Raw genomic sequence first — 12,130 nt, forward strand, 5'->3', positions numbered from 1 at the left:
TCGATTCACGAAATCGAGTCGGGCCCGTGCTCCCCGATGTGTTCCACGACCACTGATCCGACGGCGTGCACGGTGTCCTTGCGGGCCGCGCGAAGCACCAGATCCCAGCCGTTCTCGGCCTCGTCCGCGATGAAACGGACCTTGCCGGGGATGAGCACCGGCTTCTTGAACTCGACGCTGACGGTGTACTTCTCCGGCAGCCGGTTCTCGACGGCGGCGAGCATCTTCGACTTGCTCCACATGCCGTGGACGATGGTCGTCGGGAAGCCCAACGCCTTCGCGGCCAACGGGTGCATGTGGATCGGGTTCACGTCACCGGAGACGGCGGCGTAGCGGCGTCCCAGGTCGGCAGTCAGCGCCCAGGTGACGCCCGCTCCGTCGGCCGGCTCCGGCTCGTCCGACTTCGACGGCACCTCGCCCGGAACTTTCTGCCCGCGGAACAGGTAGGTGGACGTCTCGGCCCAGACGACCTCGTCCCCCACTTTGATCGTGGACACGAGGTCGGCCTGCGCGCCGCGGAAGTGTGGGCGGAGGTTCTCGATGCCCACCTCCAGGTCGAGCACCTCGAGGGCTCCGACCCGACGGTGCTGGGTGATCGTGTTGGACAGGTGCACGCTGCCCATCAGCGGGAAGGGGAACTCCTTGTCCGCCATGAGCGTGACCTGCAGCGGGAACACCAGCACGTGCAGGTAGGTCGCCGGCAGCAGGTGTGTGACCGGGAAGCCGCACACCTGGTCGTAGGCGGCGAGCGCGCCCTGGTCGACCTTCACCCCGCGCTGGACGACGCGGACGTCAGGCAGCGTGCGGCCCTTGCGGGCGAACCCGGTGGCCGCGGCCTTCGCCAGCACCGGCCCGAGGGTCGGCGTGGCGTCGAGCTCGATGGTGCGCGTCATGGACTCATGCTCCCAGCTGGGACTGGCCGCAGACCCGCAGCACCTGACCGGTGACACCGGCGGATGCGGGCTCGGCGAAGAAGGCGATGGCCTCGCCCACGTCGACGGGTTGGCCACCCTGGAGCAGGGAGTTGAGGCGTCGGCCGACCTCGCGGGTCCCCATCGGGATCTTCGCGGTCATCTCGGTCTCGATGAAGCCGGGGGCGACGGCATTGACGGTGATGTTGCGTCCCTCGAGCTCCTTGGCGAGTTGGCGCACCATTCCGATGACACCGGCCTTCGACGCGGCGTAGTTCGACTGGCCGCGGTTGCCGCCGATGCCACTGATGGATGCGACGGAGACGATGCGGCCGCCGTCCTTGAGCCCACCCTGGACGGAGGGGTCGAGCAGCACCCTGTTCATCCGGAACTGCGACTGCAGGTTGACGTCCAGCACTGAGCCCCAGCGGTTTTCGTCAGTGTTGACGAACAACTTGTCGCGGGTGATGCCGGCGTTGTGGACGATGACGTCCAGTTTGTCGGCGTGCTGAGCCACGGCCTTGGCGATGCGCTCACCGGCATCCGGCGCGGTGATGTCGAGTTGGAGCGCAACCGCACCGATGGAATTGGCGACCTTCGCAAGCGAATCGCCCGCGGCCGGGATGTCGACCGCGATCACCTTCGCGCCCGCACGAGCGAAGACCTTGGCGATCTCCGCGCCGATACCGCGAGCAGCGCCGGTGATCACCGCGACCTCACCCTTGAGCGGGACGTGGACATCAGCGATCGTGGGCACGTCGCCGGCGCCGATCGTGACGGGCTGACCGGACACATAGGCCGAACGGCTGGACAGGAAGAACCGCAGCGGCCCCTCCAGAGCTTCGTCGGGCGCGTCCTGGCTGATGCGCAGGAGGTTGGCGGTGCCGCCGGCCCGCATCTCCTTGCCCAGGCTGCGGGTGATGCCTTCGAGCGCCTGCTGAGTGGCCGCTGCTTCGACGTCGGTCTCCTCGGCGGGCACGGCGGACAGGACGACAATGCGACCGTTCTTGCCGAGCTTCTTCATCGCCGGTCCGACGGTGGCACGCAGCTGCTGGAGCTGGTCGAGCGTGCGGGCCGCAGTGGCGTCGAACACGACCGCCGACAGCTTCTCGTTGTACTCCGAGTCGGACTGCGCATCAACGAGATTCGCACCCGCATCCGAAAGGACGGAGCGGACGGCGTCGAGCGCCGGAGCATCGCCGATGCCGGCGATCGCGGCCGGGCCCTCGATCAGTTGCTGCCCGACCGCGTAGCGGCGCAACACGGTCGGCTGCGGTAGGCCCACGGTGCCGGCGATCTTCTTGCCGAACCCGCCGTTCACGAACTTGGTGTAACCGTCGATACCGCTCACTTGGCAGCCTCCAGAATCGCGACGACGCCCTGGCCACCGGCAGCGCAGATGGAGATCAGGCCGCGGCCCTCCCCCTTCTCGTGCAGCATCTTCGCCAGCGAGGCGACGATGCGTCCGCCGGTGGCGGCGAAGGGGTGGCCGGCCGCGAGCGACGAACCGTTGACATTGAGCTTGCTGCGGTCGATCGAACCCAGCGGGGTGTCGAGACCGAGCTTGTTCTTGCAGAACTCCGGGTCCTCCATGGCGGCCAGGTGGCACAGCACGGTGGACGCGAACGCCTCGTGGATCTCGTAGAAGTCGAAGTCCTGAAGGGCGAGGTTGTTGCGCTCGAGCAGTCGCGCGATGGCGTACGGCGGAGCCATCAGCAGACCCTCGTTGCCGTGCACGTAGTCGACCGCAGCGGTCTCTGCGTCGACGAACCGCGCCAGCGGCGTGAGCTTGTGCTCGGCCGCCCAGTCCTTCGAACCCAGCAGCACCGCGGACGCACCGTCGGTGAGAGGGGTGGAGTTACCGGCGGTCATGGTGGCCCCCTCGCCCTTGCCGAACACCGGCTTGAGGGTGGCGAGCTTCTCGACCGAGGAGTCCGGACGCAGGTTGTTGTCGCGAGTGACGCCGAGGTAGGGGGTGACCAGGTCGTCGAAGAACCCGCGGTCGTAGGCGGCGGCGAGGTTCTGGTGGCTCTTGACCGTCAGTTCGTCCTGCGCCTCGCGGCTGATGCCCCACTCCTTGGCGGTGATCGCCATGTGGTCACCCATCGACAGACCGGTACGCGGCTCACCGTTCTTCGGCTGCTCCGGAGTCAGCTGGTTGGGGCGCACCTTGAGCAGCGCCTGGATGCGCTGCTGCGGGGTCTTGGCGTAGTTGGCCTTCATCAGCGTCTTGCGCAGGTTGTCGTTCAGCGCGAGCGGTGCGTCGGAGGTGGTGTCGGTACCACCGGCGATGCCGGAGTCGATCTGACCGAGCGCAATCTTGTTGGCCACCAACACAACTGCCTGGAGACCGGTGCCGCACGCCTGCTGGACGTCGTACGCAGGGGTGGTCGGGTCGAGGTGCGAACCGAGCACGCACTCGCGGGTCAGGTTGAAGTCGCGCGAGTGCTTGATGACGGCGCCGGCAGCGACCTCACCGAGGCGCTCGCCACCCAGACCGAAACGTGCGACAAGGCCGTCGATGACGGCGGTCAGCATGTCCTGGTTGGAGGCCTTCAGGTACTTGCCGCCCGAGCGGGCGAACGGAATGCGGTTGCCGCCGAGGACGAAAACGTCACGCGGGCCTGCGGTGAGGCTCATGGAGGACTCTCCCGTGGTTCGATCGAGGAGGCGAGTGTCGAACTCGCCTAAATTTACCGATACCGACAGTAGCAGGTACGCCGAGTTTCGGATACTGTCGAAGCATCATGAGTTCGCACACCGAGCGCCTCGACGGCCGCGACACCCGCTGGACCACGCACCGCGTCCAGCGGCGTCGTCAATTGGTCGAATCGGCGATCAAAGCGATCCGCAAGCACGGTGCGACCGTGGGCATGGACGAGATCGCAGCGACCGCCGGCACCTCCAAGACCGTCATCTACCGCCACCTGGGCGACCGGCTCGGGCTCTATCTCGCCGTCGTCGAAGCGGTCGACTCGCTGATCCTCAACGACTTCGACAAGGCCATCTCGACCGGTGTCGACCTCGACGATCCGGCGTCCCTGCGCAGCAGTGACCCGCATGCCGTGCTCGTCGCAGTGATCGACAGCTATCTCTCACTCGTCGAGAGCGACCCGGAGCTCTACCGCTTCGTCGTCCGGCGTCCGCTGGTCGATCTGGACGCCGACTCCGACCCCGTCGCCGGCCTGACCGACGCCATCGCGGGCCGCCTGTCAGAGATCTTCTCCGCCGCATTGATCGCGGCTGATCGCGACCCGGCCCCCGCCGCGACCTGGGGTCACGCCCTTGTCGGCTACGTGCGGGAAGCAGCTGACCGCTGGCTCGCCGACCCCGATCGTCCCCCTCGGGCGGACGTCGTCCAGCACCTCGCCGAATTCGCGTCCGTCGGACTTGCCGGCGTCCTCGGCTCCCCGCAAGACACCGCCCCCAAGTCTTCCCTCTGAGACTCCTCGAAATGAACGGAGCACTTTCATGAACGACCCGATCGCACTCGAACTGCGCAAGGCCCTCGACGGTCCGTGGCAGCAGGTCCGGCAGGACTTCCGCGACCAGATCGAACCCGACATGCTGCTCGGCACGCCCGGGGAATCCATTGAGGCTCAGCGTGATCGGGTGACCAGTCAGCTGGTTCGGTTGGCGTCGCTGGGCCATGGCCGGGTGGGCTTCCCGGAGGCGTACGGCGGCACCTACGACTACGGCGCATCGTGCGCACTGTTCGAGATGCAGGGTTACGGCGACCTGTCGTTGCTGGTGAAACTCGGCGTCCAGTTCGGCCTGTTCGGCGGCGCGGTGTCGCGCCTGGGCACCGAGCGCCACCACGACGAGGTGCTCACCGACATCATGGACGCAAAGATCCTCGGCTCGTTCGCGATGACCGAGATCGGCCACGGCTCCAACGTCCAGCGCCTGGAGACCACGATCACCTTCGACCCCGAGACGAACGAGCTCGTCGTCAACTCCCCCACCCCGAGTTCGGTCAAGACCTACATCGGCAACGCCGCCAAGGACGCCCGGATGGCTGTCGTCTTCGGTCAACTGCTCACTCCCGCAAACAATGAGTTCGTCGGGCACGGCGTCCATGCCGTGCTGATGGACGTGCGTGACGAATCCGGCAAGGTCGTCGACGGCGTCACGATCGAGGACAACGGTGTCAAGGGCGGCCTACCCGGAGTCGACAACGGCACGTTCGCGTTCGACAACGTCCGCATCCCCCGCTCGGCGCTGCTCAACAAGTTCGCCGACATCGACGACGAGGGCAACTACCAGTCCGACATCGAGAACGAGAATGCCCGCTTCTTCACCACGATCGGCACCCTGGTTCGCGGACGCATCTGCGTGGGTGGCGGGGCCGCGAGCGCCGCGAAGAAGGGCTTGGCGATCGCGCTGCGGTACGGCGCACGACGCCGCCAGTTCGAGGCGCCGGGCCACGACCAGGAGATCGTCGTCCTGGACTACCTGGCCCACCAGCGCAAGCTGTTCCCGCGCCTGGCCAAGGCGTACGCGTTGAGCTTCGCGCAGAACGCGATCACCGAGTCGCTGCAGGAACTGCACGGTGACACCCGCGCCGACGGTGATGCGCCGGCGAAGGAAGATATCCGCGAGCTGGAAACCCGCGCGGCCGGCCTCAAGGCGATCAGCACCTGGCACGCGGTCGACGCGCTGCAGGCGGCGCGCGAAGCCTGTGGTGGCGCCGGTTTCATCTCCGAGAACCAGCTCACCCAGGCCCGGGCCGACGTGGACGTCTTCGCGACCTTCGAGGGCGACAACACCGTGCTGCTGCAGTTGGTCGCCAAGGGTCTGCTGACCGAGTACAAGGAGATGTTCGGCGACCTCGCGATGGCCGAGCTCGCCGGTCTGGTCACCAAGCAGGTCGCCGAGGGCCTCGTCGAGCGCACCGCCGGCCGCGCCGGCATCCAGCGCCTGCGTGACATCGCCAAGGGTCGGGGTCACGAGTCCGCGATGGACGACTCCGGCTGGCACCTGTCGATGTTCGAGCAGCGCGCCGACCACGCGCTCGAGACCGTCGGCAAGCGGCTGCGCCGAGCGAACAAGGAGAACGGTTTCGAGCTGTTCAACGACGCCCAGGACCACGTGCTGTTCGCAGCCCGCGCGCACATCGACCGGTGCATCCTCGAGGACGCGCTGGAGTCGATGGAGCAGATGCCCGACGGCGAGGCGAAGGACCTCATGGCCCAGGTGCTCTCGCTCTACGCCCTGTCCTCGATCGAGGACGACAAGGCATGGTTCCTCGAGCACGGACGCCTCAACACCGTCCGATCGCGCGCGGTGACCTCCGCGGTCAACGACCTGTGCAAGGAGCTGCGTCCGCACGTGCACACCCTCGTCGACGGCATGGGCATTCCCGAAGAACTCATCACCGCCCCGATCGCCACCGGCGAGCAGACCACCAGCTACGCCTGAGCATTCGTCGATGACGGGGGACGGGACCGGACGGTCCCGTCCCCCGTTCCATACCCGTCGCCGAAACTGCTCGGCAGGAACCCGAGCCGCTCACTAGTGTGTTTCCATGACGGGGGACAACGATCGCGCGATGCGCGAACTGGCAACGAACGCAAACCGATTCATGAAATGGGTCCACCAGAACGGAGCCGCCACCGAGTCGCGTACCGAGATCCAACGAATGCTGCAGCAGCGCCTCGGCGACGGCGCCGCGCAGTCGGTCGTCAGCCGCAATCTGCCGCTCATGGAGCAGGTCAATCTGCAGGTCGCGTTGGACGCGTGGATGAGGCAGGACGGACGAACGGTCGACGTGCACGGCATCTTCGTGCCGAAGCACCACGGGTCGGCAGACCTCACCGGTCTCATCACCGGTACCGGTTCACCGGTTCAACTCGTGGCCCCGGCGATGACCGACCTGCCGGACGGCCCTTCGAGCACCCGGGCGTGTTTCACCCGGGCGTTGCTGCTCGTGAGCGACGCCGACGGCGATTACGCACTGTTCGTGACGACCGGTGAGCACGAGCCGGTGCTCGAACTGGAGATCGCGGGACTTTCGGTCGCGAAGGCGCAGGCCGTGTTCGCGTCCCTCGACGCCCTGCGCGACGAACTGAACGTCTACCGCGGACAGCTGGTGCAGGCACACGCCCAGCCGATGGGCGGAATCCGGTTGGGCTTCCTCGACCCGACACCGATGGACCGTGAGCAACTGATCCTCCCGGACGACATCCTGAGCCGGATCGAGGGTCAGGCTCTCGACGTGGCAGCACACAGTGCGGCGCTGCGCCGGGCCGGCCAACACCTCAAGCGCGGCATCCTGCTGTACGGCCCGCCCGGCACCGGCAAGACGCACACCGTCCGCTACCTGCTCGGCCGGCTGCCCCGGTACACGCGGTTGTTGCTGCAGGGTGCGGCACTGCACGGGATCGGCCCGGCGACGGAAATGGCCCGCAAACTCGCCCCGGCGGTCGTCGTCCTGGAGGACGTCGACCTGGTCGCGAGGGACCGCTCGTTCGGCTCGGGCGACAATCCCATCCTGTTCGAACTCCTCGACGCGATGGACGGCGCCGCCGCGGACAGCGACCTGATGTTCCTGCTCACGACCAACCGCGTGGAAGTTCTCGAAGAAGCGCTTGTCGCGCGTCCCGGACGTATCGACGTGGCGGTGCACATCGACCGTCCGGACGCGCAGGCCCGCGCCCAACTGTTCCGCCTGTATGCCGCGAACGCACCGCTGGAAGTGACGACGAAACTTGCGGACGAGGTCAGCGAAGCGACCGAGGGCGTCACCGCTTCTTTCCTGAAGGAGCTCGTTCGCCGCAGTGTTCTGACTGCAGCACAGCGGGATTCGTCCTTGCCGTCCGTCTCTGCCGACGACGTCCGATCCGCGCTGGCGGATCTGCTCGACTCCTCCCAGGGTGTCACCCGTGCGTTGCTCGGAGCCGGTGACGAGCACATCCGCGACTCCGACGACGAGGTCCAGGAGGAGCACTTCCCCGGCGTCCAGAACCTCGACGGTCGTGCACGGTTCGGTGGAGAGCCGGGCGGTGCAGGTTGGTTCGCCTACGCGCCCGACAGTGACTGCTGACTACACCCGTAGTAAAGGATCCCGGTCGCAACAGCGGCCGGGATCCGTCATCGGCGCTGCCTGTCCGGACGCAAGCCGACGAACGTCAGTGCAGCGCCGACGAGCACCCACCCGGCGCACCACCACATCGACGCGCGGTAGGCGTCCGCCACCTGGTGCGGGATGCGGTAATCGTCCCCGGACAGTCCGACCAGGAGTGGCAGCGCCGCGATCGCGAGGAGCCCCGCGGTCCGCGAGACCGCGTTGTTGATGCCGGACGCGACCCCGGACCGGCTGTCGGGAACGGCGGCGAGCACCGTGCCGGTGAGTGGCGCGACCAACATCGACAGTCCGAAGCCCTGCAGCAGGACGCCGGGGAGGATGTGCAGCAGAAAGTTCGGTCGGTCGGGGGCGAGGGCGAGCAGTGCGAGTCCGGCGGCGAGCACCAGGGCGCCGGCGACCATCGGCGTCCGAGCTCCGTGCCTGGTGGCGTACCCGCCGAACCAGGAGGCGAGGAACAGCATCACGACCGACACCGGAACGGTCGCGGCCCCGGCTTCGAGCGGCGTCCACCCGGCGGTCACCTGCAGGTAGACGGCGAGGAAGAACATGCTTCCCGCGAGCGCCGCGTAGACGAACAACGTGACGAGGTTGATCACCGTGAACACCCGACTGGCGAACAACTTCGGCGGCGTCATCGGGTGGGACGCGTGCCGCTGCGCCACCACGAACGCGACCCCCGCGACCACACCCACCACCGCTGCGGCGGGAGCGCCCTGCCCCGGCCATGCCGTCAGCGCCCAGGTGATTCCGGCGAGCGCGATCGGTGCCAGCAGCAGACCGGCGACGTCGTACCGGCCGGCGGCTTCGGCGTCCCTGGATTCCGGAGCAGTACGTAGCAGCCAGAGCACGAGCGCCGCGATCGGCAGGTTGATCCAGAAGGCGATGCGCCAGTCGATCCCGACCAGCCAGCCGCCGAGCACCGGACCGCCCGCGGTGGCGACGCCGAGCATCCCGGTCCAGGCGCCGATGGCTTTCATCCGATCGTCCGGATGGAAGCCGGCTTGCAGCAGCGCCAGACTCCCGGGCGTCAGAAGCGCTGCGGCCACGCCTTGGAGTACGCGCGCGGCAACCAGCAGTTCGATCGTCGGCGCAACAGCCACCAGGACGGACGCCAGCGCGAATCCGACTGTGCCCCAGCCGAAGACACGTTTGCGTCCGAGTCGGTCACCCAGCGACCCGCCGACCAGGATGAGCGAGGCGAGCGCCAGCGTGTAGCCGTTGACCACCCACTGCAGTCCGGCGAGTTCGGCGTCGAGCTCGGTGCCGATCCGCGGGAGCGCGACATTGGCGACCGTGCCGTCGAGGAACACGAGCCCGGAACCAGTCACAGCGGTCGCGAGCAGCCGTCGTCCGGCGCGATCGGTCAGGCGCAGCGAGGTGGACACCGAAGCACCGTAGACCGGCCGTGCAGCGGCCGTCAGTGCGACCGCCTTCATCGACTACGGATATAGCGGACGGTCTTGGTGAAGCAGTGCGCGCAGGGCACACGCGCAAAGGTAGATCGAGAGCGGGCAGCCGAACGCGAACTTCCACCGGCACCATCCAGGCGTTCCGGACGCTCCCGCCCTGACCGTCTGCGTCCGCGCCGGACAACAGCATCACCGACGAACCGATGATGAGAGCGGGCGCAGCAAGGAGCGCGTACCCTTGGACCGGCAGGCTCGGGCGTCGCCGACCGGCGCGTCCATTCAGCGGAGGGATCGACATGCCCCACGGCGACATCACGCACATCGACATCCCGGTGGCCGACACGAAGAAGGCCTCGGAGTTCTACGGCAACCTCTTCGGCTGGCAGATCGCGGAAGTGCCCGGCTACGAGGGCTACCCGATGTGGCAGGCACCCAACAAGATCAGCGGCGGCGGCCTCGCGCCTCGCAGTGACGGTTTCACCCAGCCGCGCTCGTACGTCGAGGTCGACTCGATCGAGCAGACCCTCGCGAAGGTGAAGGAGACCGGCGGCGAGGTCGTGATGGAGAAGAACCCCATCTCCGACACGAGTTGGTGGGCGATCTTCCGTGACCCCGACGGCAACGATGTCGGACTCTACGAGGGTGTCACCGACGCCGGCAGCTGAGTGCCTGTCACGTCGGGCGGTCCACCCAACGTGTGCCGGCCGGTTGCAATATGCCTGCGCCCGAGGTGATCTCGGCGACCGCGGGAGCCAGGTCGTCGAGGTCTCCGGCCAGGTGCAGCAACGCCCGGTCGAGGTAGTCGACGCCGAGAACACCGACGCCCCGGGCCCGCAGATCCGACTCGACCTTGCCGGCGTCCGCATGGGAGACCGACAGGTCGAAAAGGTCGTCCTGAGCCCGCCGGACGAGCGGTGCACCGTCGAGCGCCGCCGCGACCGCATCGCCGTACGCGCGGACGAGACCGCCGGCTCCGAGCAGCGTGCCGCCGAACCATCGGACGACAACCGCTGCGACGTCGCTGAGTTCGCGTCCACGCAGCACGTCGAGCATCGGGCCACCCGCAGTACCGGCAGGCTCGCCGTCGTCGTTCGACCGCTCGATAGAGGGTGTCGGCCCGAGGATGAATGCGCTGCAGTGATGTCGGGCGTCGTGGTGCTTCCTGCGCAGGTCGGCCACCAATGCGCGGGCGGCGTCCTCGTCGCCCACCCGGCGGACCACCGCGAGGAAGCGGGAGCGCTTGATCTCGATCTCGGCCACCCGGTCGGTGCGCGAGGGGAGAGTCAGGTAGCTGCTCACTGGCCCGACGGAGTCGGAACGGGATGCACCTTGGGGCGCATCAGCTTGCCTCCCGCGCCCGGCCTGTGGCGCAGGTGGCTCATCCAGAACAAGACCGCGACGATCTCCAGAGCGAGCGCCATGAGGGCCATCTGCGCGAACGAGCCCGTGACGTGTGGTGCGACGAACCCCGCCATGGAGCCGTTCAGCACCAGGGTGAAGAAAGTGAACAGGGACACCGTCGCCCCGCGGCTGCCGGGAAACATGTCGAGCAGGGTCAGTTGCAGTGCCGGGTAGGACGCGCCGGTTCCCACTGCGATCAGGGCCGGGCCGATGACCGCGTAGGGCAGACCCTGGGTCGCCGGGATGACCGCGAACGCCAGGTTCACGAGTGCGCCGAACAACGCGAATGCCATTGCGGCACTGACCAATCGGTTGATCGTGACGTGGCCACTCGTTCGCGAACTGATCCACGAACCGAGCACGACCCCTGAGATCATCGGCACGAAGAACATCCAGAAGTCCTGCTCGCCCTTGCCGAGCAGGTCCATCACGAAGATCGGCGCGGCGCCGATGTAGAGGAACTGGCCGGCGAAGCTCAGCGATGCGGCCCAGGACACCCGGTGAAAGGCAGGCGAACGTCCGGCTTCCACCAGCCCGCCGAAGATCGCCGAGGGGGTGAACGCCGTCCGCCGCTCACGCGGGTGCGACTCCGGCAGTATGAAGATCACCAACGCCATCAGCACGACAGCGACGCCCACCAGGAAGTAGAAGATCGCGCGCCACGACCCCATCGTCAGCAACCAGCCACCCACGATCGGCGCGACGGCCGGGGCCACACCGAAGATCATCGTGACTCGGCTCATCAGCCGCTGCGCCTCGGCGCCCTCGAACATGTCGCGGATCACGGCACGAGAGACGATCACTCCCCCACCGGCCGAAAGCCCTTGCAACACACGGAAACCGAGCAGCATCGGCAAGCTGGTCGAGAGGGCACAACCGACCGACGCGACGGCGTACATCGACAGGCCGGCGAGCATGACCGGGCGGCGACCGACCGCGTCCGAGATGGGCCCGTGGAAGGGACTCATCAATGCGAAAGCGAGCATGTAGGCGGTCACGACCAACTGCATGTCGTCGGTGCTGACGGAGAACTCGCGCCCCATCCTGCTGAACGCCGGGAAAGGGGTGTCGATCGAGAACGGGCCGAGCATCGACAACGCCGCCAACACGACCAGCAGCAACCAGATGCTGCCCTTCGTCGCCCGCTCCACGTCCACTCCCAATGCTGGTTCGAAAAAGGCGAAGGCCCCGGACGGAGCCGGGGCCTTCTGCACGTGGTGCCAGGTGAAGGATTCGAACCTTCGAAGCTTTCGCGACGGATTTACAGTCCGCTCCCATTGGCCGCTCGGGCAACCTGGCGTAGTGCGCGTGTAAGGGTAGCA

The 12,130-nt window shown here is 67.4% G+C and carries 10 protein-coding genes and 1 tRNA gene; 4 read left to right on the top strand and 7 right to left on the bottom strand.

Features of this window, described 5'->3' with window-relative positions; genetic code table 11:
- Positions 1-5 precede the first annotated feature (5 nt).
- From FB459_RS16155 to FB459_RS16165, 3 genes are read right to left on the bottom strand one after another with little or no spacing between them, the layout of a single operon-like run.
- The gene (locus tag FB459_RS16155) at positions 6-893 is read right to left on the bottom strand and encodes a MaoC family dehydratase (RefSeq protein WP_141929218.1); all 888 of its coding nucleotides are present in this window, start codon (positions 891-893) and stop codon (positions 6-8) included.
- A gap of 4 nt (positions 894-897) precedes the next feature.
- Positions 898-2,262, bottom strand: a complete 1,365-nt coding sequence (locus FB459_RS16160) for a 3-oxoacyl-ACP reductase (protein WP_211345215.1) — start codon at positions 2,260-2,262, stop codon at positions 898-900.
- Positions 2,259-3,551, bottom strand: coding sequence for an acetyl-CoA C-acetyltransferase (locus FB459_RS16165; RefSeq protein WP_141929219.1), 1,293 nt, complete (start codon positions 3,549-3,551; stop codon positions 2,259-2,261). The genes FB459_RS16160 and FB459_RS16165 overlap by 4 nt, the downstream gene beginning before the upstream one ends.
- 107 nt (positions 3,552-3,658) lie before the next feature.
- Between FB459_RS16165 and FB459_RS16170 the strand changes: the two genes are divergently transcribed.
- The 3 genes from FB459_RS16170 (at position 3,659) to FB459_RS16180 (ending at position 7,956) form a co-directional block, all read left to right on the top strand.
- The gene (locus FB459_RS16170) at positions 3,659-4,354 is read left to right on the top strand and encodes a TetR/AcrR family transcriptional regulator (protein WP_129624549.1); all 696 of its coding nucleotides are present in this window, start codon (positions 3,659-3,661) and stop codon (positions 4,352-4,354) included.
- Between the two features lie 28 nt (positions 4,355-4,382).
- The gene (locus FB459_RS16175) at positions 4,383-6,332 is read left to right on the top strand and encodes an acyl-CoA dehydrogenase family protein (RefSeq protein ID WP_141929220.1); all 1,950 of its coding nucleotides are present in this window, start codon (positions 4,383-4,385) and stop codon (positions 6,330-6,332) included.
- A 106-nt stretch (positions 6,333-6,438) separates the two neighbouring features.
- Positions 6,439-7,956 carry an AAA family ATPase gene (locus FB459_RS16180; protein ID WP_141929221.1) on the top strand — a complete coding sequence of 506 codons (1,518 nt, stop codon included), beginning with the start codon at positions 6,439-6,441 and terminating at the stop codon, positions 7,954-7,956.
- Between the two features lie 47 nt (positions 7,957-8,003).
- Here FB459_RS16180 and FB459_RS16185 read toward each other — a convergent pair whose 3' ends face one another.
- Positions 8,004-9,383, bottom strand: a complete 1,380-nt coding sequence (locus tag FB459_RS16185) for an MFS transporter (protein ID WP_170221976.1) — start codon at positions 9,381-9,383, stop codon at positions 8,004-8,006.
- Between the two features lie 320 nt (positions 9,384-9,703).
- Between FB459_RS16185 and FB459_RS16190 the strand changes: the two genes are divergently transcribed.
- Positions 9,704-10,072 (top strand): VOC family protein, encoded by a 369-nt coding sequence (locus tag FB459_RS16190; protein ID WP_141929223.1) that lies wholly within the window; start codon positions 9,704-9,706, stop codon positions 10,070-10,072.
- 7 nt (positions 10,073-10,079) lie between these two features.
- On the opposite strand, the gene FB459_RS16195 is transcribed toward FB459_RS16190, so the two are convergent.
- The 3 genes from FB459_RS16195 to FB459_RS16205 form a co-directional block, all read right to left on the bottom strand.
- Positions 10,080-10,706 (bottom strand): IMPACT family protein, encoded by a 627-nt coding sequence (locus FB459_RS16195; RefSeq protein ID WP_211345216.1) that lies wholly within the window; start codon positions 10,704-10,706, stop codon positions 10,080-10,082.
- Positions 10,703-11,959 carry a multidrug effflux MFS transporter gene (locus FB459_RS16200; protein ID WP_141929224.1) on the bottom strand — a complete coding sequence of 419 codons (1,257 nt, stop codon included), beginning with the start codon at positions 11,957-11,959 and terminating at the stop codon, positions 10,703-10,705. The genes FB459_RS16195 and FB459_RS16200 overlap by 4 nt, the downstream gene beginning before the upstream one ends.
- A gap of 64 nt (positions 11,960-12,023) precedes the next feature.
- A tRNA-Tyr gene (locus FB459_RS16205) sits at positions 12,024-12,107 on the bottom strand.
- Positions 12,108-12,130 lie beyond the last annotated feature (23 nt).

The organism is Yimella lutea (assembly GCF_006715095.1).
GTDB lineage: Bacteria > Actinomycetota > Actinomycetes > Actinomycetales > Dermatophilaceae > Yimella > Yimella lutea.

Coding starts and splice junctions, on each gene's coding strand:
- FB459_RS16155 (WP_141929218.1), bottom strand. CDS start 893: ATGACGCGCACCATCGAGCTCGACGCCACGCCGACCCTCGGGCCGGTG.
- FB459_RS16170 (WP_129624549.1), top strand. CDS start 3,659: ATGAGTTCGCACACCGAGCGCCTCGACGGCCGCGACACCCGCTGGACC.
- FB459_RS16190 (WP_141929223.1), top strand. CDS start 9,704: ATGCCCCACGGCGACATCACGCACATCGACATCCCGGTGGCCGACACG.
- FB459_RS16165 (WP_141929219.1), bottom strand. CDS start 3,551: ATGAGCCTCACCGCAGGCCCGCGTGACGTTTTCGTCCTCGGCGGCAAC.
- FB459_RS16180 (WP_141929221.1), top strand. CDS start 6,439: ATGACGGGGGACAACGATCGCGCGATGCGCGAACTGGCAACGAACGCA.
- FB459_RS16175 (WP_141929220.1), top strand. CDS start 4,383: ATGAACGACCCGATCGCACTCGAACTGCGCAAGGCCCTCGACGGTCCG.